21 protein-coding genes are annotated in these 22730 nt (G+C 73.6%); 9 read left to right on the top strand and 12 right to left on the bottom strand.

Annotation, left to right across the window (positions count from 1 at the left end; genetic code table 11):
* The first annotated feature begins 40 nt into the window (after window positions 1-40).
* Complete coding sequence (locus LRS07_RS09925) at window positions 41-1180, top strand: glycosyltransferase family 9 protein (protein WP_260501757.1); 1140 nt, start codon at window positions 41-43, stop codon at window positions 1178-1180.
* Here the strand turns inward: LRS07_RS09925 and LRS07_RS09920 are convergent.
* From LRS07_RS09920 to LRS07_RS09890, 7 genes are all read right to left on the bottom strand, one after another.
* Window positions 1161-2120, bottom strand: coding sequence for a glycosyltransferase family 2 protein (locus tag LRS07_RS09920; RefSeq protein ID WP_260501756.1), 960 nt, complete (start codon window positions 2118-2120; stop codon window positions 1161-1163). The two genes, LRS07_RS09925 and LRS07_RS09920, sit on opposite strands and share 20 nt — an antisense overlap.
* 5 nt (window positions 2121-2125) lie before the next feature.
* The gene (locus LRS07_RS09915; RefSeq protein ID WP_260501755.1) at window positions 2126-2989 is read right to left on the bottom strand and encodes a glycosyltransferase family 2 protein; all 864 of its coding nucleotides are present in this window, start codon (window positions 2987-2989) and stop codon (window positions 2126-2128) included.
* A complete protein-coding gene (locus LRS07_RS09910) occupies window positions 2986-3753 on the bottom strand; it encodes an FkbM family methyltransferase (protein WP_260501754.1) in 768 nt (255 codons plus the stop codon). The genes LRS07_RS09915 and LRS07_RS09910 overlap by 4 nt, the downstream gene beginning before the upstream one ends.
* 8 nt (window positions 3754-3761) lie before the next feature.
* Window positions 3762-4676 carry a class I SAM-dependent methyltransferase gene (locus tag LRS07_RS09905; protein ID WP_260501753.1) on the bottom strand — a complete coding sequence of 305 codons (915 nt, stop codon included), beginning with the start codon at window positions 4674-4676 and terminating at the stop codon, window positions 3762-3764.
* Entirely contained in the window at window positions 4676-5482 is an 807-nt protein-coding gene (locus LRS07_RS09900) for a glycosyltransferase family 2 protein (RefSeq protein WP_260501752.1), read from the bottom strand. The genes LRS07_RS09905 and LRS07_RS09900 overlap by 1 nt, the downstream gene beginning before the upstream one ends.
* A 116-nt stretch (window positions 5483-5598) precedes the next feature.
* Entirely contained in the window at window positions 5599-6489 is an 891-nt protein-coding gene (locus tag LRS07_RS09895; protein WP_260501751.1) for a glycosyltransferase family protein, read from the bottom strand.
* 68 nt (window positions 6490-6557) lie between these two features.
* Window positions 6558-8303 (bottom strand): ATP-binding cassette domain-containing protein, encoded by a 1746-nt coding sequence (locus LRS07_RS09890; RefSeq protein WP_260501750.1) that lies wholly within the window; start codon window positions 8301-8303, stop codon window positions 6558-6560.
* Window positions 8304-8417: 114 nt separating this feature from the next.
* Here LRS07_RS09890 and LRS07_RS09885 point away from each other — a divergent pair, with 114 nt between their 5' ends.
* The gene (locus tag LRS07_RS09885; RefSeq protein ID WP_260501749.1) at window positions 8418-8762 is read left to right on the top strand and encodes a ComEA family DNA-binding protein; all 345 of its coding nucleotides are present in this window, start codon (window positions 8418-8420) and stop codon (window positions 8760-8762) included.
* Here the strand turns inward: LRS07_RS09885 and LRS07_RS09880 are convergent.
* The 3 genes from LRS07_RS09880 to dnaE form a co-directional block, all read right to left on the bottom strand.
* Window positions 8737-10002, bottom strand: coding sequence for a patatin-like phospholipase family protein (locus LRS07_RS09880; protein WP_260501748.1), 1266 nt, complete (start codon window positions 10000-10002; stop codon window positions 8737-8739). The two genes, LRS07_RS09885 and LRS07_RS09880, sit on opposite strands and share 26 nt — an antisense overlap.
* Window positions 10003-10081: 79 nt before the next feature.
* Entirely contained in the window at window positions 10082-10573 is a 492-nt protein-coding gene (locus tag LRS07_RS09875) for a hypothetical protein (RefSeq protein WP_260501747.1), read from the bottom strand.
* Window positions 10574-10698: 125 nt separating this feature from the next.
* Window positions 10699-14259, bottom strand: coding sequence for a DNA polymerase III subunit alpha (gene dnaE / locus LRS07_RS09870; RefSeq protein WP_260501746.1), 3561 nt, complete (start codon window positions 14257-14259; stop codon window positions 10699-10701).
* A 122-nt stretch (window positions 14260-14381) separates the two neighbouring features.
* On the opposite strand from dnaE, the gene LRS07_RS09865 reads away from it, so the two are divergent.
* The 4 genes from LRS07_RS09865 (at window position 14382) to LRS07_RS09850 (ending at window position 18591) form a co-directional block, all read left to right on the top strand.
* The gene (locus LRS07_RS09865) at window positions 14382-15200 is read left to right on the top strand and encodes an endonuclease/exonuclease/phosphatase family protein (RefSeq protein WP_260501745.1); all 819 of its coding nucleotides are present in this window, start codon (window positions 14382-14384) and stop codon (window positions 15198-15200) included.
* Window positions 15201-15267: 67 nt separating this feature from the next.
* Window positions 15268-16575: a cardiolipin synthase ClsB gene (gene clsB / locus LRS07_RS09860; protein ID WP_260501744.1), complete on the top strand. Its 1308-nt coding sequence runs from the start codon at window positions 15268-15270 to the stop codon at window positions 16573-16575.
* A complete protein-coding gene (locus LRS07_RS09855; RefSeq protein ID WP_260501743.1) occupies window positions 16572-17561 on the top strand; it encodes a lysylphosphatidylglycerol synthase domain-containing protein in 990 nt (329 codons plus the stop codon). The genes clsB and LRS07_RS09855 overlap by 4 nt, the downstream gene beginning before the upstream one ends.
* A gap of 61 nt (window positions 17562-17622) precedes the next feature.
* Complete coding sequence (locus LRS07_RS09850) at window positions 17623-18591, top strand: alpha/beta fold hydrolase (protein WP_260501742.1); 969 nt, start codon at window positions 17623-17625, stop codon at window positions 18589-18591.
* Window positions 18592-18607: 16 nt separating this feature from the next.
* Here the strand turns inward: LRS07_RS09850 and LRS07_RS09845 are convergent, their stop codons facing one another.
* A complete protein-coding gene (locus LRS07_RS09845) occupies window positions 18608-19306 on the bottom strand; it encodes a DUF599 domain-containing protein (protein ID WP_260501741.1) in 699 nt (232 codons plus the stop codon).
* 44 nt (window positions 19307-19350) lie between these two features.
* On the opposite strand from LRS07_RS09845, the gene gluQRS reads away from it, so the two are divergent.
* Together gluQRS and LRS07_RS09835 are read left to right on the top strand one after the other, a co-directional pair.
* A complete protein-coding gene (gluQRS, locus tag LRS07_RS09840) occupies window positions 19351-20283 on the top strand; it encodes a tRNA glutamyl-Q(34) synthetase GluQRS (protein ID WP_260501740.1) in 933 nt (310 codons plus the stop codon).
* On the top strand, window positions 20280-20645 hold the full coding sequence (locus tag LRS07_RS09835; protein ID WP_260501739.1) for an FKBP-type peptidyl-prolyl cis-trans isomerase: 366 nt from the start codon (window positions 20280-20282) through the stop codon (window positions 20643-20645). The genes gluQRS and LRS07_RS09835 overlap by 4 nt, the downstream gene beginning before the upstream one ends.
* Window positions 20646-20691: 46 nt before the next feature.
* Here LRS07_RS09835 and LRS07_RS09830 read toward each other — a convergent pair whose 3' ends face one another.
* On the bottom strand, window positions 20692-21675 hold the full coding sequence (locus tag LRS07_RS09830; protein WP_260501738.1) for a quinone oxidoreductase family protein: 984 nt from the start codon (window positions 21673-21675) through the stop codon (window positions 20692-20694).
* Between the two features lie 121 nt (window positions 21676-21796).
* Here LRS07_RS09830 and LRS07_RS09825 point away from each other — a divergent pair, with 121 nt between their 5' ends.
* A complete protein-coding gene (locus LRS07_RS09825; RefSeq protein ID WP_312028370.1) occupies window positions 21797-22726 on the top strand; it encodes a DMT family transporter in 930 nt (309 codons plus the stop codon).
* Window positions 22727-22730: the final 4 nt, after the last annotated feature.

Genomic DNA, 22730 nt, shown 5'->3' with positions numbered 1-22730 from the left:
GGATTCTAGGTGCCGCTAGCATCGCGAACCCCTGCCCACCATGCCCACCCCACCCTCGCCACCGCCGGCCGACCCCCGCCGGGTCCTGGTCATCGTCACCCGCCAGATCGGCGACGTGCTGCTCACCACGCCGCTGATCCGCCAGGCCAAGCGGCTGTGGCCGGCGGCCCAGCTCGACGTGCTCGGTTTCGCCGGCACCCTCGGCATGCTGGAAGGCAACCCCGACGTGCACCACCGCATCGAGGTGCGTGAGGGCAGCGGCTGGCGGCAGTCGTGGCCGCTGATCCGGCGGCTGTGGCGGCGCTACGACCTGGCGCTGGTGGCGCAGCACACCGACCGGGCGCACCTCTACGGCCTGATCGCGGCGCGGGCGCGCGTGGGGCAGGTCACCAGGTCGCGCCAGGACTGGTGGAAGCGGCCGGGGCTGGCGCATGCGGTGGAACTGGGGCACGACCCCCAGCACATCCTGCTCGACAAGCTGCGCCTGCTCGAGCCCTGGTCCCACCGGCTGGCCGGCGCCGGCACGTCGGTGACGCCGCCGGCGCCGCAGCCGCTGCCACCCGAGCTGCTGCAACGACTGGGTGGCGGCCACGTGGTGCTGCACCCGCCGTCGCTGGTGGCCTACAAGCAGTGGCCGCCGGCGCATTACGCGGCGGTGGCACAGGCGATGGTGCGGCGCGGGCTGGCGGTGGTGCTCACCGGCGGGCCGGGCGGCAACGACAAGGCGGTGGTGGACGAGGTGGCGGCCCTGGCCGGCTCGCCGCACGTCATCCCCTGTGCCGGCCGGCTCAGCCTGGGCCAGCTGACCACGCTGCTCTCCGGTGCCCGCGCCTACGTCGGGCCGGACACCTCGATCACGCACCTGGCGGCCAGCTGCGGCACGCCGACGGTGGCGGTGTACGGGCCGATCGACCCGCGGCTGTGGGGCCCCTGGCCGGCGGACGGTCCGGCGGCGCAGCCCTACCAGCCCCGTGCGCTGCGGCAGCCGCGCGGCAACGTGGTGCTGATGCAGGGGCCGCAACCCTGCGTGCCCTGCAACGGCGAGGGCTGCGACAAGCACCGCGGCAGCCTCAGCGCCTGCCTGCAGACCATGGCGCCGGAACGGGTCATCGCGGAACTGGAGGCGGTGCTGAACCGCACGCCGTCCCCGCCCGCGACCGTCACCGCCGCCGGCGCTTGAGGCGCAGCGCCAGCGACGGCGCCGCTTCGGCCAGCAGCTTGCGCAGCCGCCAGCCCAGCGGCAGCGGCGACGCCTCGCGCAGCGCCTGCCAGCGCACCGGCCAGGGCGGGCGATCGAGCAGCACCCGCAGGTAGCGGTCGCGACGCAGCGCCGGGTCCATCGCCGCCCGCATGCGGTCGCCGAGGCCCAGCCGTTCGGCATCGGCGATGAGCTGCAGCGCCTCGGCACGCCAGCGGTCGAGGCGACCGCGGGTCCAGGCCGTCATCGCCTCGACGCTGTCGACGGCGGGCCGGCCGGAGACGCCGCCGCGGCGGTAGTGCACCAGCGGCGCGTCCACCGTCAGGCCGCCGCCCATCATCAAGGCCCGGAAGGCCATGGCCTGGTCCTCGTAGGCCAGGTCGGCGCGCAGCGGACCGAAGCGCTCCATCATGCGGCGGGTGAAGGCATGGCCGGCGCCGACGACGTGCGGGCGCTGCCGCCACCAGTCGCGCTCGCCGCGCCAGCGTGACAGGTCGTCGACGCGGATGACGCCGTGCAGGCCGCCCTGCGCGTCCATGTCGACCAGGTGGCTGGCGACGAGGTCGGCGCGGCGGCCATCGGCCTGCCAGGCCTCGACCAGCCGGCGCACCCGGTCCGGCCGCGAGACGTCGTCCGCCGCGGCGGTGACCAGCAGCTCGCCGCTGGCGAAGGCCATGAGGGCGTTGTAGTGGCCGCCGATGCCCAGCCGCGGACCGGCGGGCCGCACGCGCACCGCATGGGGCCCGCGGTACTGCGCCGCCAGCTCGAGCAGGCGCGCATGGCTGCCGTCCTCGGAGCCGTCGTCCGACAGCACGACCTCGATCGGCCCGCCTTCCTGCGCGAACGCCGCCTGCACCGCCTGGTCCAGCAGGTGGCGCTGGCGATGGGCCAGCACCAGCAACGAGACGGCCGGCGTCGCCATGGCGATCAGCGTGGCCGGCGGCGTGCGCCGACCCGCACCGGCAGCCGGCGCGCCAGCAGGTGGAAGTAGCTGCGGACATAGGCCCTGGCCTCGGCCCATCTGCGCTGGCGGCGGTAGCGGTTGGCACAGCGCAGCAGGTGGTCCTGCAACGGCCACGACGCCGGGTCGTCGGCGCGCTCGACCAGGCGGTCGCGGATGAAACCCGGCAGCGCCTCCAGGAACACCGGGTCCGAGGCCGAACCGCTCATGCCGGTGGTGGCGTAGTCGGCGACCACCAGGTCGATCCAGCGGGTGGGGCCGGAGAAGGCCGCGCGCAGGTTGAAGTCCCAGTCGGCGTAGAGCCGGAAGCGCAGGTCGAAGCCGCCGAGCGCGTCGAACACATCCCGCCGGTAGAACAGCGACTGCTGGCACAGCGGCAGGGTGAACATGCGCTTGAGCGTCAGCGGGCCGGCGTAGCGCTCGACCCGCCCGTCGGTGTGCAGCATGTTCACATCGCCGTAGACGAACACCGCACCGCCGTCGCGCTGGAGTTCGGCCGCCACCCGCGACAACGTCGTCGTCGCGTGCAGCCGGTCGTCGCTGCCCAGCACCAGGAACCAGCGTCCGCGCGACCGCCGCACGCCGCGGTTGATGGCGTCGTAGACGCCGCCGTCGGGGCGCGAATCGATGTGCAGCGCCGGCAGCCGCCCGGCGAAGCGCTCGGCGATGGCCAGCGTGCCGTCGTCCGACGCGCCGTCGCTGACGATCACCTCGAAGCCGCGCCAGTCCTGCGTGGCCAGCGACGACAGCGCGCCCTCCAGCACCGCGGCGCTGCGGAAGGTGGGCACGACGATGGAGATCAGCGGCGCATCGGCCGCGGCGCGGCTCATCGCCCGCGCAGGCGCCGCCTCAGCCGGTGGAAGGCCCGGCGCAACCGCTCGGGCAGCGACAGCGACACCACGGCCGGCACGTCGTCCTGCGCGACGAAGACGGCGTTGCCGTGCACCGGCACGCCGGGCCGGATGGCGGCGAAACCGACGTTGACGAAGCGCGGCACCAGCAGCGCCTCGACGTCCTTCATCAGGCCCGCGGATTCGTAGACCGCCTCGGTGCTGACCTCGGTGTAGATGAGCCGGACGCCCTGCAGCAGCGATGGCGGCAGCGACTTCAGCACCAGGTGCTCGGCGCCCTGCACGTCGATCAGCAGCAGGTCCGGCGCCGGCAGCTGGTGCTCGCGGAGGACCGAATCGAGGCGGCGTGTCGGCACCTCGACCACGCGGTCGATGGTCACCTCGGGGAAGAGCTCGCGGTGCGAGCCGAGCGCGAGCAGCGAACTCGACTCGCCGCTGTTGCTGGCGACGTGGAAGCGGGCCGTGCCGTCCGCGTCCGACACCGCCACCGGGAAGACGGTGATGCGCGCGTCCCGCGCCGCCAGGTCGCGCAGCACCTGCAGCGGCGCGGGCTGGGGCTCGAAGAGGTAGATGCGGCGCAGCGACGGGAAGATGCGGTCGATCAGCGGCAGCTCGTCGAAGCGGTGCGCACCGATGACGCACAGCACCTGCAGCTGCCGGGCCAGGCGCGTGCCGAGCAGCGACTTCAACAGTTCGGTGTCGTAGACCGTGCGGTCGGTGGGCAGGATGGAGGGCCTGGACACGGCGGCTTTCAGCGTGGCGCCGGCCGAAAGGCCAGCAGGAGATGGTCGTCGAACAGGCCCGGGCGGCCCACAGGCCGCAACTCAGCCCCACCGGCGCCGAGCAGCGGGCGCAGGCGCGCACGCCATCGCGCCCACGCCAGCTGGCGCTGGAAGCGCCGGCGGCGGCGCGGCAGCGCCCGCGGGTCCAGCGCCTCGTAGGCGAAGGGCGCGGCACCGGCCAGCGTCAGCGCGCAGGCCGGCGCCGCGGCCTGCGCCCAGCGCGTGCAGACGAAGGACAGGTGCTCCGGGAAGCTGCAGTACCAGTAGCGCCCGCCCGCTGCGCGCCAGGCCGGGGCGTCGGCGTCGCCGGTGGAGACCAGCAGCAGCCCGCCCGGTGCCACCAGCCCGGACAGCAGCGACAGGAAGTCCTTCGGCGAGACCATGTGCTCGATGACGTCGATGGCGCAGACGACGTCGAAGCGGCGGTCGATCGACCGGATGTCGCCGATGCGCTCCGCAAGCACCGTCACCCCCCGCTGGCGGGCGGCCCGGGCGGCGGCGCGCGACGCCTCGATGCCGAAGCGCTCCAGGCCGGGCGGCAGGCCGGCGAGCAGCGCGCCGTCGTAGCAGCCGACGTCAAGCACGCTGCGCGCATGGGGCTCCTCGGCGATGCGCTGGCGGACCAGCCGGTGGTCCACCCGCGCCGCCCCGGCGTCCCACACCGTGTCGGGCGCCGCGGCGTAGAGGCGCTCGTATTCGGCCTCCTCGCGCACCGGGTGGCGGAAGGTGAGCTGGCAGCGGCCGCAGCGGTGCAGCCGGCCGCCCGGCCAGGGCGGCTGCAGCGGCTGGCCGGCGAACAGGTCGGCGTCGGGGATGGGGCCGAGGTCCTCGACAGGCGCGGCGCCGCACTGGCGGCAGGCGGGCGCCGCGGTCGGTGCCGCCATCACAGGTGCTCCACGTCCACCCAGCGGCCCTGCTGGCGCTGCATGTGCAGCGTGAAGCCTCGCGTGCCGCGTTCATCGGCCACCCATTGCCGGGCCTTCCTCAAGCGCTCGCGCTTGAAGCGCTTGCGCGCCCACCAGCCCATGCCGACCCGCTGGTAGAAGTGCAGCCGGTCGCCCAGCTCGGCCTGGCCGGTCTCCAGCTTCAGCGCCTTCTGCGTGATGGAGCCGAAGTGGTGGAACAGCGCGTCGCCCACGGTGCCGACCGGGACGCCTTCGCGCAGGCAGCGGACCAGGAACTCGACGTCCTCGCGGCCGCCGAGCCGGCGGTCGGTGTCGGGAAAGCCGATGCGCTCGAAGACGCTGCGCCGCACCGCGAAGCACACGCCATGGAACCAGCCGCGCCGCACCACCCCCGACATCCGGTCGCAGAACGCCTGGGCGTGCGCCGCGAAGTCGTAGTCCAGCGGGCCCTCGACCAGCGCCGGGCTGGCCACGTCCAGCCCCTGCCGCTCCGCCGCCTCGATCAGCCGCGGGATCGCCTGCGGCCCGCTCAGCACGTCGTTGTTGAGCAGCACCACCCAGTCGCTGTCGCTGAGCACGCAGCCCTGGGTCCAGGCGCCGCCGCAGCCCAGGTTGACCGGGTTGCGCAGCCGGCGCAGCCGGGGCTGTTGGGCCAGCCACTGCGGCGTGTCGTCGGTGCTGCCGTTGTCGATGACCAGGATGGCCTCGGGCGGCACGCCCTCCGCCTGCAGGCTCTCGACGCACTGGCGGGTGTAGGCCAGCTGGTCGAGCACGGGAATGACCACCGTGAATGTCGGCCCCTCGGTCGTCGGGTACGCCGGCCGATCCCCCGAGGGGAGGGCGGGCCGGCTTGGGAGCGGCCCGGCGCTCGGTCCGCCGGCGGTGTCGGACGCGACGTTGGTCATGCCACCAATGCGTAGTGCTTGCGGCTCAGGTCCACGCCCAGCCAGCGTTCCAGCTTCATCGACCAGCGGTGCTTGCGCTCGCGCCGCGTCGGCACATGGCTGGGGTCGGGCGTGTAGTCGGCCTCGGCGTGGTCGCGCAGCCAGTCGGCGACCACCTCCGGGTGGGTGCCCTCGAAGCGGCGCAGCGCCTGCGGGTCGATCTGGTAGCGCATGGCCGGCGGCTCGTGCGACCAGTACTTGCTCACCTGGTCCATCTTGGCCTGCAGGTAGTGCAGCCGCCGGACATGGCCGTAGTGGTAGACGTGCGCGCCGGCCAGCGCCGCACGCGGCGGGCGGCCGCGGCGGTGGCGGTCCATCACCACCCAGTACTGGCCGTCGGGGGCGTAGCTGCGGATGGTGTTGCGGATGAGCCGGCATTCGCGCCGGTACCAGGCCGGGCTGACGGCGATCCACTGCGGACTGCCGTAGAAGTGGAAGTAGTCGAAGGCCAGCGCCTCGACGCGGGCGTCGCCGTGGTGGCGGTCCACCGCGGCGCGGATGGCGGGCAGCTCGGCCTCGTGCAGCACCTCGTCGCCTTCGAGGTAGAAGGCCCAGTCGCCGGTGCAGGCGTACTGGGCGATCATCTTCTGCTGGGCGTAGACGAAGCCGCGCTCCTGCATGCGCTCGTTCCACACCGTGGGCAGCAGCCGCAGCTTCGGGTCGCCGATGGCCTGCAGCCGCTGCAGCGTGCCGTCCTCGCCCTGCCCCACCGCGATGACGAACTCGTCGACCAGCGGCAGCAGCGAGCGGATGGACGCCTCGAAGGGGAAGCCGCCCTTCAGCCCGTTGCGCAGGAAGGTGAACCCGCTGATGGACGGCCGGGCGGCGGAAGACAAGGGGGCGGACAAGGGATGCGGTGGGCGTCGAGCGACAGCGCGGGATTATCGCGTCGGGGGTGGGGCGGACCGGTCCGGCCTCAGCCCGCGTGCTGCGCGGCCACCATGCCCGCATAGCGCCCGCCGCGCGCCATCAGTTCGGCGTGGCTGCCGCATTCGATGGCGCGGCCCTGCTCCAGCACGCAGATGGTGTCGGCGCCGCGGATGGTGCTCAGCCGGTGGGCGATGACGACCATGGTCTTGCGGCCGTGCCACTGGTCGAGGGCCTGCTGGATGGCGCGTTCCGAGTCGGTGTCCAGCGCCGAGGTGGCCTCGTCGAGGATCCACACCGGCGCGTCCTTGTACAGCGCGCGGGCGATGGCCAGGCGCTGGCGCTGGCCGCCGGACAGGCGGCTGCCGTTGACGCCGATCGGCGTGTTGACACCCTCCGGCAGGCTGGCGACGTGGTCCCACAGGGCGGCGGCGCGCAGGCAGTCCTCCACCCGCTTGGCGTCGAAGGGCTGGGCGTAGACCACGTTGTCGGCCACCGAGGCGTCGAACAGCACGATGTCCTGCGAGACGACGGCGAACTGCCGGCGCAGGTCGGACTTGCGCAGGTCGGTCAGGTCGATGCCGTCCAGCGTCAGGCGGCCGTGGTCGGGCAGCGCGAAGCCCAGCAGCGCGTTGACCACGGTCGACTTGCCGGCGCCGGAGGTGCCCACCAGCGCCACCGTGCTGCCGGCCGGCACGTCCAGCGTCAGCCGGTCCAGCGCCGGCCGGTCGGCGCCCGGGTAGGTGATGGTCACGTCCTGCAGGTGGATGTGGCCCTGCGCGCGGTCCAAGCGGCGGGTGCCGGTGTCGGGCTCGGGCGGCAGGTCGAGCACCTCGAAGCAGCCGCGCGCCACCACCAGCGCGCTGAGGATGGGCTGCGACACATCGGTCAGGTGGCGGGTGCGCGAGACCAGCAGCAGCAGCGCGGCCACGTAGGCCGCGAAGGCACCCACCGTGCCGCCGCCGACCCGGGCCTGGTACATCGCCAGGGTGACGATGGTGGCCACGCCGATGCTGGCCACCAGCTGCGACACCGGCGTCATCATCGCCCCCGCCGCGGCCCCCTTCAGCGTCTGACGCTGCACCTCGCGGCCCTGCTCGACGAAGCGCCGGCGCTCGAACTCCGCCGCGTCGAAGGTGCGGATGACGCGCCAGGCCCGCGCCAGGTCGTCCACCGTCTGCGTCAGCCGCAGCTGCGCGCGGTAGGCCGCGGTGCCCACCTTCTTGATGCGCAGGTGGACCTGGCGCACGCCGAAGGCCAGCAGCGGCACCGTCACCAGCGACAGCGCGGTGAGCTGCCAGTTCATCCAGAACAGGTAGGCCAGCAGCGCGATGGCGGTGGTGCCGTCGCGCAGCAGGGTGACGGCGGCGCCGCCGATCTGGCCGGCCACGACGTTTGGGTCGTTGATCACCTTGGCCACCATCACGCCGGGCGTCATGCGGCTGAAGACGCTGGCGTCGGCGCGCAGCACGGCGGCCGCCAGATCGACGCGCAGCGCCAGCACCGCGCGCGTGGTGGCGCGGTTGAGCAGGTAGGTGCCGACGAAGCTGAGCAGCCCGCGCAGCACGAACAGGCCGATCAGGCTGACCGGCACCATCCAGAGCGGGAAGGTCGGCTGCTCCAGGAAGCCCTGGTCCAGCGCCACCTGCAGCAGCTTCGGAATCAGCGGCTCGGTGACCGACCCGAGCACGAAGACCAGCACCGCGGCCAGCAGCGTTCCGGCCTGGGGCCGGAAGTAGCCGACCAGCCGCCGGCCAACGTCGCCGTTGCGGGGTTGTTCTTCAGCAGCGGGCATGCGAGGGCGTGGGCGGTGCGCTGCCGGGCGATGCAAGCGGCATGGGCGTTCGGGTGGTGGTGGGGCGCCGACAGGGGATGCGGCCGGGCCGGGCAGCCGGCTATGGTAGCGGCCATGACCTGCCCGCCCCGGTGCCCCGCCCTCCAGCCGCTGCTGCGACGGCGGCCGCGGCCGGTGCCGGCCCTGCTGAGCCTGCTGGTCCTGGCGAGCCAGGCGGCGGCGCTGGACCTGAACCGGGCCACGCAGGCCGAACTGGAGTCGCTGCGGGGCGTCGGGCCGGGTCTGTCGGCGGCAGTGCTGCAGGCCCGCGCCGAGCGGCCCTTCGCCGACTGGCGCGACCTCGAGGCCCGCGTGCCCGGCCTGGGCGAGCGCAGCGCGCGTCGGCTGTCCGACCAGGGCGGGCGGGTGCAGGGCCAGCCGCACCCGGCGGCGCTCAGGCCGGCTGCGTCTGCGCCGTGAGGTCGGCGTCGGCCATCACCTCGCGGCGCCAGCCGAAGAAGGCGACCACCTCGTCGCGGCGGGCCTCGGTGTCGGCCTCGCCGAGGGCGATCAGTTCGCGGGTGAAGGGCGGCTCGAACAGCAGGTAGCTGGCAAAGGCGGCCCCGGCGGCGGCGCCCTTCCCCGCCGACGACACGCCGACCGCCCGCAGCAGGCCGCGCACGGCGGCGGGCAGCGCGTCGAGGTGGCGCCCGGCGATGTCGTCCAGCCGCTGGCTGGGCGCGATCACCAGCACGTCGATGGGCTTGAGCGGCGTCTGCGCCCGGGCCTCGCGCGTCAGCAGGGACAGCGTGTGGTTGACCCGCTGCAGGCGCTCGATGTCCACCGCCAGCGCGTCGAGGAAGATGCTCGACAGCGCATGGCCGGCGATCTGCGCCAGCGGCGGCGGCCCCTGGTGGCGCACCACCGGCGCGCCGGGTTCATGCAGCCGGCCGGCGCCGATCACCAGCACCCGGTCGGCGCCGAGGTGCACCGCCGGCGAGATGGGCGCGGCCTGGCGCATGGAGCCGTCGCCGCACCATTCGCGCTGGCCGTCCACCGACAGCGGCACCGCCGGGAAGACGAAGGGGATGGCGGACGACGCCAGCAGGTGGCGGCGGCGGATCTGGCAGGGCACGGCCAGCCGCTGCGACCGTGTCCACGGCCGCAGGGGGTTGACCGACTGGTAGAAGGTGAGGTGCCGGCCGGTGCTGTAGCTGGAGGCGGTGATCGCCAGCGCCTGCAGGTGGCCGTCGGCCAGCACCTGCGGCAACCGCTCCAGCCGCACCAGCCGGTGCAGCAACCCGGCCAGCGGGTGGTTGTCGAGCAGCGAGCGCGGCTTCAGCCGCTTGAAGCGGGCCAGCATCCAGCCCAGCGACAGCATCGTCAGCCAGCCGGCGCCGCTGCGGATGACGCCGATCGAATCCGTGCGGTAGACCTGTTCGGCGGTCAGCCCCGACCAGGTGTCGGCGAGGTCGCCCACGGCCTGGTCCCAGTGGTCGGCCTGGCAGGCCAGTGCGGCCGCGTTGATGGCGCCGGCGGAGGTGCCGGCGATGATGGGAAACGGATTGCCCGGGCGCTGGCCGGACTCGCGCCGCATGCGCGACAGCGCCCGCAGCACGCCCACCTGGTAGGCCGCCCGCGCACCGCCGCCGGTGAGGATCAGCCCGGTTCTCGGGTCGCGGCGGGGGTCGTGATCGGCGAGGGTCGGGACCGGCGACATGCCGCGCAGTGTGGGCCTGGCGCCGGCGCGGGCAGCGCGCGGAAAACCCGGGCGATTCCGGCCCTGACGGCCCGGTGTCTCAGTCGCGGTCCTTGTCGCGGCCCTTGCCCTTGCCCTCGCCATGCCCCTTGCCGTGGCCCTTGTGGCCATGCCCGTGGTCGTCGCCGTGGCGCCCGCCGTGCGGGTGGGCGTACTGGGCGTGCTGCGGGGCGTAGTGCTGCTGGTAGTAGGTTTCCTGCACGAAGTACACCGGCCGGGCGCAGGCGTTGTACTTGTGGCAGTGCTTGCTCCACTTCTTGGCGTGGCCGGGCGGCACGTGCAGGTACATCGGCGCGGCCACCACCGGCTGCTGGGCGATGAGCACCGGCTGCGGGTAGATCAGCGCCACCGGCGGCGGCGGGGCGTTGCCGATGTTGATCTGGCCGTAGAAGCCCGGCTGGCTGACGCCCACCGACACGCCCACCTGCTGGGCGGCGGCCGGGCCGCTGGCCACCAGGCCGGCCAGGGCCAGCAGCGACGCGGCAGGCAGGGCCGACAGGCGGCGAAGGACGGGGCGGTGCGGCAGGTTCATGGTCGGGTTCGGAAGGGAGATCCACCGTTAACGGCGCTGCGGTGCCCGCGGTTCACCGCGGCTGACGTTCGGTAACGTTCACGCCCCGCGGAGCGTGCCGGACCTCACGGGCGCTGGCTCGCCGCTCAACCGGGCACCGCCGCGTCGTAGACCACGTCGGCCCGGCCGCCGTGGGCCACCGCCTTCCAGCGCGCCAGTGCCTCGTCGCAGGGCCAGAAGCGGCCGTCGTCGCCGAGGTCGACCTGGGCGGTCACCGATTCCCGCTCCAGCGTCAGCCGCACCGGCAGGCCGAGGGTGGACACGCCCTCCTCCGTCTCCAGCCGGCGCGAGGGCCAGGTGCGCACCAGCTCGGCCACCGGCGGCGCCTTGCCGTTGACCGCCACCGACAGGAAACGGCCGAAGCGGGCGCGCGCGGCTGCCAGGTCCCAGGCCGCCGCCACGTTCAGCCGCAGCCCGCCGGAGAAGCGGTCGTTCTGCACCTTGCCCTGCAGCACCACCAGTTCGTCGTCCTTGATCAGCTCGCGGGTGCGCTCCAGCAGCGCCTCGCCCTGCACCACCGCCTCGATGGCCTCGCTCTTGTCGTCGAGCTTGAAGATGACCACCCGGCCGCGCTGGCCGTTGACGACGCGCAGGTCGCTCACGATGCCGGCCAGCAGCTGCGGCTCGCGGCTGTCGACCAGGTCGGCGATGCGGCGGCGCGCGAAGCGGCGCACCTCGGCCTCGTTCTGGTCGAACAGGTGGCCGGAGAGGTAGAAGCCGATCGCCGTCTTCTCGTGCGCCAGCCGCTCGCGGATGCTCCAGGGCTCGGCGGCCACCAGCGGCGGCTCCTGCGTGGACGCGCCGTGCAGCACCCCGTCGTCGGCGCCGAAGTCGAACAGCCCGCCCTGGTCGGCATGCGCGGCCTGGGTGTCGGCCCAGTCGAAGGCCAGGCCGATGCTGGCCAGCAGCGACGACCGCCCCTCCAGCCCCTGCGGGTGCAGGCCGTCGAAGGCGCCGCCCTTGACCAGCGCCTCGACCACCCGCTTGTTGATGCGCTGCCGGTCGACCCGGGCGCAGAAGTCGAACAGGCTGCGGAAGGGGCCGCCGCCGGCGCCGTCGGCGCCTTCGCGCGCGGCGACGATGGCGTCGATGGCGCTGGACCCGGTGCCCTTGACCGCACCCAGCCCGTAGCGGATGCGCCGGTGCTCGACGGGCTCGAAGCGCCACGTGCCGGCGTTGACGTCGGGCGCGTCGAAGCGGATGCCGAACTGCTTGGCGTCGTTGAGCAGGACCTTGAGCTTGTCGGTGTCGTCCAGCTCGATGGTCATGTTGGCCGCGAAGAACTCGGCCGTGTGGTGCACCTTCAGCCAGGCGGTGTGGTAGGCCAGCAGCGAATAGGCGGCGGCGTGCGACTTGTTGAAGCCGTAGCCGGCGAACTTCTCCATCAGGTCGAAGACCTCGTCGGCCTTGGCCTGGTCGATGCCCTTCTCCGCCGCACCCTTGCGGAAGATCTCGCGGTGCTGCGCCATCTCCTCGGGCTTCTTCTTGCCCATGGCCCGGCGCAGCATGTCGGCGCCGCCGAGCGAGTAGCCGCCCAGCACCTGCGCGGTCTGCATCACCTGTTCCTGGTAGACCATGATCCCGTAGGTCTCGGCCAGCACCGCCTCCGTCAGCGGGTGCGGGTACTCGACCTTTTCGCGGCCGTGCTTGCGCGCGACGAAGGTGGGGATCAGGTCCATCGGCCCCGGCCGGTACAGCGCGTTCAGCGCGATCAGGTCCTCCAGCCGGCTCGGGCGGGCATCGCGCAGCATGCCCTGCATGCCGCGCGATTCGAACTGGAACACCGCCTCGGTCAGGCCGTCGCTGAACAGCTTGTAGACCTTCGGGTCGTCGAGCGGGATCGTCTCGAAGGCGAAGTCCCGGCGGTGCGGATGCCGCGCGACGATGAAGTCCTTGGCCAGTTCGAGGATGGTCAGCGTGGCCAGGCCGAGGAAGTCGAACTTCACCAGGCCGATGGCCTCGACGTCGTCCTTGTCGTACTGGCTGACGGCCGAGTCGCTGCCCGGCTGCTGGTAGAGCGGGCAGAAGTCGGTGATCTTGCCCGGCGCGATGAGCACGCCGCCGGCGTGCATGCCGATGTTGCGCACCAGGCCCTCGACGCGCGCGGCCAGCTCGAGCAGCGCGGCGACCTCCTCCTCGGCGGCCTCGCGCTGCTCCAGCTCGGGCGCTTCCTTGCGGGCGTAGATGACGCCGGGGTCGGGCTGCTCGGGCACCTTGGCCAGCGTCACCGTCTTGCCCGGCGGCGCCGGGATCAGCTTGGCGATGGAGTCGACGTGGCCGTAGCCCATGCCCAGCACGCGGCCGACGTCGCGCAGCGCGGCCTTGGCCGCCATGGTGCCGAAGGTGGCGATCTGGCTCACCGCGTCGCGGCCGTACTTGTCCTTGACGTACTCGATGACCCGGTCGCGGTTGGCCTGGCAGAAGTCGACGTCGAAGTCGGGCATCGACACCCGCTCCGGGTTGAGGAAGCGCTCGAACAGCAGCTGGTACTGCAGCGGGTCGAGGTCGGTGATCTTCAGCGCGTAGGCCACCAGCGAGCCGGCGCCGGAGCCGCGGCCCGGGCCCACCGGGCAGCCGTTCTGCTTGGCCCAGAGGATGAAGTCCGAGACGATGAGGAAGTAGCCTGGGAAGCCCATCTTGAGGATGGTCCCGATCTCGAACTCCAGCCGCTGCACGTACTCGGGGCGGCGGCGCTCGCGCTCGGCGGCGTCGGGGTAGAGCAGGCGCAGCCGGTCCTCCAGCCCGTCGAACGACGCCTGCCGGAAGTACGCCTCGATCGGCATGCGGCTGCCGTCGGCCTGCACCGGCGTCGGGAAGTCGGGCAGCCGCGGCTTGCCGAGCACCAGCGACAGGTTGCAGCGCTTGGCGATCTCCACGCTGTTGGCCAGCGCCGACGGCAGGTCGGCGAACAGCGCCTCCATCTGCGCCTGCGTCTTGAAGTACTGCTCGCGGCTGAAGCGCTTGGCGCGGCGCGGGTTGCCCAGGGTCTCGCCCTCGGCGATGCAGACCCGGGCCTCGTGCGCCTCGAAGTCGTCCGGCTCGGCGAACTGGACGGGGTGCGTGGCCACCACCGGCAGCTGCAGGCGCGCCGCCAGCGGCACCACCGCGCGCAGGTGCGCCTCCTGCGCCGGCTGCCCGGCGCGCTGCACCTCGAGGTAGAAGCGCTGCGGGAACAGCGCGGCCAGCCGCCGTGCCTGCGCCTCGGCGCGCGCCGGGTCGCCCGCCGACAGCGCCTGGCCGACCACGCCGGCGTCGGCGCCGGACAGGGCGATCAGCCCGCCGCCCAGTTCCTCCAGCCACTCCCACCTCACCCAGGCCTGGGTGCGCTGCGCGTTGCGGGTCCAGCCGCGGGCCAGCAGTTCGCTCAGGTGCAGGTAGCCCTGCGTGTCCTGCACCAGCAGCAGCAGCCGGCTGGGCAGCTTGTCGCCGGGCAGCGGCTCCATCCAGACGTCGGCGCCGATCAGCGGCTTGACGCCCTTCTTCCGGCAGGCGTTGTAGAACTTGACCGCGCCGAACAGGTTGTTCAGGTCGGTAATGGCCAGGGCCGGCTGGCCGTCACGGGCCGCCAGCGCGGTGGCGTCGTCCACCCGCAGCGTGCCGTCCACGACGGAGAATTCGGTGTGGGTGCGCAGGTGGACGAAGGGCATCGGCGGATTGTAGGAAGGCCGCCTTCCGGCCCCGCGGCGTCAGCGAAGGCTGACGTCATTTCGGGGCGCCGGGGGACAGGCGACCCCCGGCCCGGGAACGCACCGTGCTGGACACTGCGCCGATGGACCTCGCGACCCCGCCGCCGGCCGTGGAGCCGGGCTTCGCCCGCTTCACCGTGCTCACCGTCAACACCCACAAGGGCTTCGGCGCCTTCAACCGCCGCTTCGTGCTGCACGAACTGCGCGAGGCGGTGCGCAGCGTGGGCGCGGACCTGGTCTTCCTGCAGGAGGTGATGGGCAGCCACGAGCTGCACCGGGCGCGCATCGGCGGCTGGCCGGCCACGCCGCACTACGAGTTCATGGCCGACGAGATCTGGTCGTCCCACGCCTACGGCCGCAACGCCGTCTACCCGCACGGCCACCACGGCAACGCGGTGCTGTCCAAGTTCCCGATCGCGCGCCACGTCAACCACGACGCCAGCGTCGGCAAGAGCGAGAAGCGCGGACTGCTGCACTGCGTGCTGTCGCTGCCGCAGTCCGAGCGGCCGCTGCACGCGGTGTGCGTGCACCTGGGGCTGGACGAATCGCACCGCCGGGCGCAGGTGCTGCAGCTGTGCCGCCTCGTCAACGACGGCATTCCGCCCGACGAACCGGTGGTGGTCGCCGGCGACTTCAACGACTGGCGCTGCCGCGTGGACGGCGCGCTGGAAGGCTGCGCCGGGCTGCAGGAGGTCTTCCGCCTGGCCACCGGGCGGCCGGCCAAGACCTTTCCCGCCCGCTGGCCGGTGCTGCGGCTGGACCGCATCTACGTGCGCGGCCTGCAGCTGCTGCGCCCGCTGGTGCTGGGCCGCCGTCCGTGGTCGCACCTGTCGGACCATGCGCCGCTGGCGGCCGAGCTGGCGCTGCCGGTGGGGCAGGCGGTGGTGCGGAGGGCGGCATGAACCCGCCGGGCCGTCCCACGGGCGAATTCCTCCTCGAGGGGGCGGCGCGCAGCGCCAAGGGGACCGCATGAGACGTGATCGGGGCTGGATCGAGGGCAACCGGCTGCAGCTGCTGGAGAACGGCGAGGCCTACTACCCCAGCGTGTTCGACGCCATCGCCAAGGCCGAGCACGAGATCCTCATCGAGACCTTCATCCTGTTCGACGACAAGGTGGGGCAGGCGCTGCGCGAGCTGCTGATCGAGGCCGGGCAGCGCGGCGTGTCGGTGGACCTGACGGTGGACAGCTACGGCTCGCCCGACCTGTCGGACGAGTTCATCGGCGGCCTGACCGCGGCCGGCGTGCGGGTGCACGTGTTCGACCACGCCGGCAAGCTGTTCGGCCGCTGGCGAACCAACCTGCTGCGCCGGCTGCACCGCAAGCTGGTGGTGATCGACGGCCGCATCGGCTACGTCGGCGGCATCAATTTCTCCGCCGACCACCTGGGCGACTACGGCCCCGAGGCCAAGCAGGACTACGCGGTGCGGGTCGAGGGGCCGGTGGTCGAGCACATCCACCGCTTCCTGCTCGAGCAGCTGCCGCCGGCGCAGCCGCGGCCGCGCTTCTGGCGCGCTGCGCGCATCGTCCGCCAGGCCACGCAATGGCCGGGCTGGCGCCCCTGGCGGCAGTGGCAGGAGGAGGCGCCCGACCTGCCCGCGGTGGGCGGCGCGAGGGCGCTCTTCGTCACCCGGGACAACCACCAGCACCGCACCGACATCGAACGCCACTACCGCATCGCCATCCGAGCGGCGCGGCGCCAGATCACCATCGCCAACGCCTACTTCTTCCCCGGCTACCGGCTGCTGCGCGAGATGCGCCGGGCCGCCAAGCGCGGCGTCGACGTGCGGCTGATCCTGCAGGGCAACCCGGACATGGCCATCGTGCCGGTGGCGGCCCGCATGCTCTACGGCTACCTGGTGCCGGCCGGGGTCTCGGTGCACGAGTACTGCCGCCGGCCGCTGCACGGCAAGGTGGCCGTGGTCGACGACGAATGGGCGACGGTGGGCTCCAGCAACCTCGACCCGCTGAGCCTGTCGCTCAACCTGGAGTCCAACCTCTTCATCCGCGACCGCGAGTTCGCGCGCCTGCTGCGCGAGCGGCTGGACCTCCTGGTGCAGCACCACTGCCAGGCGGTGGCGGTGGACCACATCCCCAAGCGCACGGCGTGGCGGGCGCTGCTGGGCGCGGTGGTCTTCCACGTCGTGCGGCACTTCCCCGACTGGGCCGGCTGGCTGCCGCGGCACGCGCCCCGGCTGACCTCGCTCGGCGAGGCGCCCCCGCCCGCGCCGCCGGCCACCACCACGCCGCCGTCGCCCGGCGCGCAGGTCACGCGGTGAACCGCGCCGCCGTGGCCGCCGCGCCGCAGGGGCGTTCGCCGGTGCCGGCGCCGGCGTGGCGTCGCCGGCTGCTGCGCGCCGTCGGCCTGGCCTTCATGGCCGGCGTGCTGTGGCTGCTGTGGCGGCTTGGACGCGCCGTGCCGTGGGACGAGGTGTGGCAGGCGCTGCGCGGCCTGCACGCCACCACGCTGCTGGCCGCCGCGGCGGTCGCCCTGGCCAGCTACGCCGTTTACGCCGGCTACGAACTGCTGGCTCGGCGGGCGCTGAAGCACCGGCTGGGCCTCGGCACCACCGCGGCCATCGCCTACGCCACCTATTCGCTCAACCTGAACCTCGGCGCCTGGGTCGGCGGGCTGGGCCTGCGGCTGCGGCTGTACACCCGGCTCGGCCTGTCGCTGGAGCGGGCGGTGGCGGTGTACGGCCTGGTCGCACTGACCAACTGGTCGGGCTACTTCCTGCTGGCCGGCACCGCCTTCGCGCTGCGCGCGCTCGAGCTGCCCGAGAGCTGGCGCCTCGGCGAGGACGGCCTGCAGTGGATCGGCTTCGGCCTGTTGGCGCTGCTGGGCACCTACCTGGGCGCGTGCGCCTTCGCCCGCCAGCGGGCCTGGACGCTGCGCGGCCGGCGGCTGGAGCTGCCGGCCCTCGGCATCGCGCTGCAGGGGCTGGTGCTGTCCACCGTCAACTGGATGCTGATGGCCGGGGTGATCTGGGTGCTGCTGCGGCCCACCGGGGTGGCCTACCCGCCGGTGCTGGCCGGGCTGCTGATGGCGGCCATCGCCGGCGCGGCCACCCACATCCCCGGCGGGCTGGGCGTGGTGGAGGCGGTGTTCGTCGCCCTGCTCGGCCACAAGCTGCCCGAGGCCACGCTGCTGGGCGCGCTGCTCGGCTACCGGGCGCTGTACTACCTGCTGCCGCTGCCCGGGGCGGTGCTCAGCCTGGCCGCCCTGGAGGCGCAGGCGCGCCGGCGGCAACGCGCTGCAGCCTAGGCAGAATCCGGCGGGTGCCGCCGGCCTCTTTCCCTTCCCTCTGCCCCGCGCCGCGCCCGCCATGGCCGAGCGGCTGCTGAAGCTGGCCGGCCTGGCGCTGATGCTCATGGCCCTGTCCGTCAGCCTGATGCGCGCGCCCGAGCGGCCGGTGCACAGCCTCGTCGCCCGCTGGGCGCCGCCGCCGTCGGATTTCATGGAGCTCGAGGGCCCGGTCTGGCAGGGCCAGCTGGTGCACCTGCGCGACACCGGCCCGCGCGAGGACCGGCTGCCGCTGGTGCTGCTGCACGGCACCGGCTCCAGCCTGCACACCTGGGAGGGCTGGACCGCCGCGCTGGAACGCGAGCGCCGCGTGATCAGCCTCGACCTGCCGGGCTTCGGGCTCACCGGGCCGTCGCTGCGCGACGACTACTCGGCGGACGCCGACGTCGACTTCGTGCTCGCGGTGCTCGACCGGCTGGGCGTGCGCCGCTTCGTCGCCGCCGGCAACTCGCTCGGCGGCGAGGTGGCCTGGCGGCTGGCGCTGCAGGCGCCCGAGCGGGTGCGCGGGCTGGTGCTGGTCGACGCCGCCGGCCTGCCGCTGCCGGAAGGGCTGCCCTGGTTCACCCGCCTCGGCCACCTGCCGGGCGTGCTGCCGGCGGTGGGACAGCTCACCGAATGGCTGCTGCCGAGGGCACTGGTGGAGCAGGCGCTGCAGCGCCTGTGGGGCGACCCGCATGCGGTGGGCAGCGCGCTGGTCGATCGCCACTTCGAACTGCTGCTGCGCGAGGGCAACCGCCGCGCGCTGGCGCACCGGCTGCAGCAATGGCGGCCGGGCAGCGCCGCGGCCCGGCTGGGCGAGATCGGCGTGCCGACGCTGGTGCTCTGGGGCGGTCGCGACCCGCTGATCCCGATCGAGCAGGGCCGCCAGCTGGCCGCCGCCATCCCGGGCAGCGAGTTCGTCGCCTTCCCGGCGCTGGGCCACCTGCCGCAGGAGGAAGCGCCGGCGCTGACGGTGGCGCCGGTGCGGCGCTTCCTGGCCGAGCGGCGCTGAGCCCGGCCGACGCGCGTCAGCCCAGCGCGTCCAGCACCTCGGAGCGGAATTCGCGCAGGTAGAGCACGGTGATCACCGCGGCGGTGCCGGCGACCAGCGCCCAGGGCGACAGGAACCAGCCCAGGGTGGCGAAGGCCATGTAGTAGGCGCGCAGCCCATGGTTGAAGGCCTCGGCCGCCAGGCCCATGACCCGGCCCGCGCGGTCCGCGAAGCGCTCTCGCTCGGCCTCGTCGGCGAACTGCGCGCTGTCCGGGCAGGCGCCGATCAGCAGCGCGCCGAAGGTGTACTGCCGGATGCTCCAGGTGAAGCGGAAGAAGGCGTAGATGAAGATGCCGCCGAGCAGCAGCAGCTTGAGCTCCATGACGAGGGCGGAGCTGCGCACGGCGAAGGGCAGTTCGCCCACCAGTTCGCCGGCCTTGTCCGACGCGCCGAGCAGCGCCAGCAGCCCGCCCAGGATGAGGATGGTGGTGGAGGCGAAGAAGCTGGGGCTGCCGGTCAGGCTGTTCAGCACGGCGCCGTCGACGATGCGGGTGTCGCGGCGGGTGGCCTGCAGCATCCACTGCCGGCGGATGCGGTTGGTCGCCGCCAGCACCGAGGGCCGCACCGCCGCCCGCCGGCGGGCGAAGCGCGCGTAGCCGGCCCAGCCGGCGAAGAACAGCGCCAGCGCCAGCCAGTCGGCCGCGGGCAGCAGGGACAACGCATTCCAGGCGGTCATGAACCGCGACTGTAGGCCCGCCGCGGCGCTGGCAGGATGGCGCCATGTCCGCTGCCCTGCGTTACCGCGGCCGCTTCGCGCCCTCGCCCACCGGCCCGCTGCATGCCGGCTCGCTGGTGGCCGCCCTCGGCAGCTGGCTCGACGCGCGCGCCCATGGCGGCGACTGGCTGGTGCGCATCGAGGACGTGGACGGGCCGCGCTGCGCGCCGGGCGCCGACGCGGAGATCCTGCGCCAGCTGGCGGCGCTGGGACTGGCGCCCGACGAGCCGCCGCAATGGCAGTCGCACCGCGGCGCGCGGTACGGGCAGGCGCTGGCCCGGTTGCAGGCGCAGGGCGACGTCTACCCCTGCGGCTGCTCGCGGCGCGACATCGCGCTGGCGCTGGCGGCACAGCAGCGGCCGCACACCCGGCACGCCGAATGGGTCTACCCCGGCACCTGCCGCGACGGCCTTCACGGCACGCCGGCCCGTGTCGCCTGGCGGTTGCGCTGCGGCGAGCCGGGCCAGCCGGTGGTGGTCCACTGGCAGGACCGGCGGCTGGGGCCGCAGCGGCAGGACGTGACGGCCGAGGTCGGCGACTTCGTGCTCCAGCGCGCCGACGGGCTGTGGGCCTACCAGCTGGCGGTGGTGGTGGACGACGCCGAGCAGGGCATCACCCATGTCGTGCGCGGCGAGGACCTGGCCGACAACACCGCCCGCCAGATCCACCTGCAACGGCGGCTCGGGCTGCCCACGCCGCGGCACCTGCACCTGCCGCTGGTGCGCGACGCCCGCGGCGAGAAGCTGTCCAAGCAGCACGGCGCGCCGGCGCTGGACACCTCGCAGCCGCCGGAGGTGCTCAACCCGGCGCTGCAGGTGCTCGGCCTGGCGCCCATCGACGCCCCGACGCTGCCGGAGTGGCAGGCCCGGGCGGTGAAGGCCTGGCGAGACGGCTGGCAAGATGGGCGGTTTTCGCGACCCGAACAGGAGACGACATGAGCCAGACCACCACCACCGCCAGCGGCCTGCAGTACGAGGACACCAACGTCGGCGACGGCACCGAAGCCCAGGCCGGCCGGCCGGTGCGGGTGCACTACACCGGCTGGCTGAGCGACCCGGCCAAGCCGAACGGCCGCGGCGCCAAGTTCGACTCCAGCCGCGACCGCAACGACCCCTTCGAATTCCACCTCGGCGCGGGCATGGTGATCCGCGGCTGGGACGAGGGCGTGCAGGGCATGAAGGTGGGCGGCACCCGGGTGCTGACCATCCCGCCCGCGCTGGGCTACGGCGCCCGCGGCGCCGGCGGCGTCATCCCGCCGAACGCGACGCTCGTGTTCGAGGTCGAGTTGCTCGAAGCCTGAGGACGGTGGAGGGGCGGCAAAGCCGCCCCCTCGCCTTGTCGCCCCGTCAGGGGATCAAGATCGTGCTGCCGGTGGTCCGGCGGCCTTCGAGCGCGCGGTGCGCCTCGGCGACGTCGGCCAGCGCGAAGCGCTGGTCGATGCGGATCTTCACCTCGCCGCTGCCGACCACCTCGAACAGGTCGTCGGCCATGGCCTGGGTGCCCTCGCGGGTGGCGATGTGGGTGAACAGGGTCTGCCGGGTCAGGTAGAGCGAGCCCTTGGCGGCCAGCACGCCGGGCGCGAACGGCGGCACCGGGCCCGAGGCATTGCCGAAGGCGGCCATCAGGCCGAAGGGACGCAGGCAGTTGAGGCTGCCCTCGAAGGTGTCCTTGCCCACCGAGTCGTAGACCACCTTGACGCCGCGCCCGCCGGTGATGGCCTTGACCCGTTCGACGAAGTCCTCGCGGGTGTAGTCGATGGCGTGCGCGGCACCGTGTTCCAGCGCCAGCGCGCACTTGGCGGCGCTGCCGGCGGTGGCGATGAGCTGCAGGCCGAGCGCCCGCGCCCACTGGCAGGCGATGAGGCCGACACCGCCGGCGGCGGCATGGAAGAGCACGAAGTCGCCCGGCTCCAGCCCTTCCACCGGCCGCGCCTTCTTCAGCAGGTACTGCGCGGTCAGGCCCTTGAGCATCATCGCCGCGCCGGTCTCGAAATCGATGGCGTCGGGCAGTTGCACCACCTGCGCGGCCTTCATCACGCGCTGCTCGGCGTAGGCACCGGGCTGGCCGGCGGCATAGGCGGCGCGGTCGCCCGGCTGGAGGTGGGTGACGCCCTCGCCCACCGCCTCGACGACGCCGGCGCCTTCCATGCCGAGCACCAGCGGCAGCGGGTTCGGGTACAGGCCGGTGCGCTGGTAGACGTCGATGAAGTTGAGGCCGCAGGCGTGGTGGCGGATGCGCAGTTCGCCGGGGCCGGGCTCACCCACCGGCACCTCGGCGATCTCCATCACCTCGGGCCCGCCGAAGCGGCGGATCTGGACGGCTCGTGGCATGTCGTGTCTCCTGCAGCTGACGTTGGTGCAAGGGTATGCCAAGCCCGCGCCGCCTGCAGCGCGGGCACGGGCGGTGGGCCAGAATCGCCGCCCCCCGCCGCCTCGCCCCATCACCGTTCCCGTGAGCACCGCCCGCCTGTCGCCCCGCCTGGTCCTGCTGATGACGACCGCCCCGCTGCTGTGGTCGGGCAACGCCATCGCCGGTCGGCTGGCGGTGGGCAGCGTGCCGCCGCTGCTGCTCAACTGCCTGCGCTGGGCGGTGGCGCTGCTGCTGCTGCTGCCGCTGGCACGGTCGGTGTTCCGATCGCCGGGCGAGGTGGTCCGGCGCTGGCGCTACCTGGCGGTGCTCGGGCTGCTCAGCGTGGCGACGTTCAACGCGCTGCAGTACCTGGCCCTGGTCAGCTCGACGCCGATCAACGTGACGCTGATCGCCTCCAGCCTGCCGCTGTGGGTCCTGGCGGTGGGCGCCCTGTGCTTCGGGGAGCAGGTCGGCGTCCGGCAGGGGGTGGGCGCCGCGCTGTCGCTGGCCGGGGTGCTCTGCGTGATCTCGCGCGGCGACCCGTCGGCGCTGGCCGAGGTGCGCTTCGTTCGCGGCGACCTCTACGTCGTGCTGTCCGTCGTCGCATGGGCCTTCTACACCTGGATGCTGGTGCGGCCGCCGGCGCACATGCGGGCGCCCCAGCGGCCGGACTGGGACTGGGCGGCCTTCCTGGCGCTGCAGATCGCCTTCGGCCTGGTCGGCGCGGCCGCCGCGGCCGGGGCGGAAGCGCTGGTGACCGACACCCCGGTGCAGTGGGACGCCCGGCTGCTGGTGCTGCTGCTGTACGTGGCGATCGGCCCGTCCATCCTGGCGTTTCGCTGCTGGGGCCTGGGCGTGGCGGAAGGCGGCCCGGCGCTGGCCGCCTTCTTCAACAACCTGACGCCGCTGTTCACCGCGCTGCTGTCGGCCGCGGTGCTCGGCGAGCCGCCGCACGGCTACCACGCGCTGGCCTTCGCGCTGATCGTCGGCGGCATCGCCGTCAGCGCCGGCGCGCCGACAAGCCGCCGCTAGCCAC

This window comes from Aquabacterium sp. J223 (assembly GCF_024666615.1).
Lineage (GTDB): Bacteria > Pseudomonadota > Gammaproteobacteria > Burkholderiales > Burkholderiaceae_C > J223.
The sequence above is the reverse complement of the archived record's forward strand: the minus strand, read 5'-3'. Positions and strand labels throughout refer to the sequence as shown.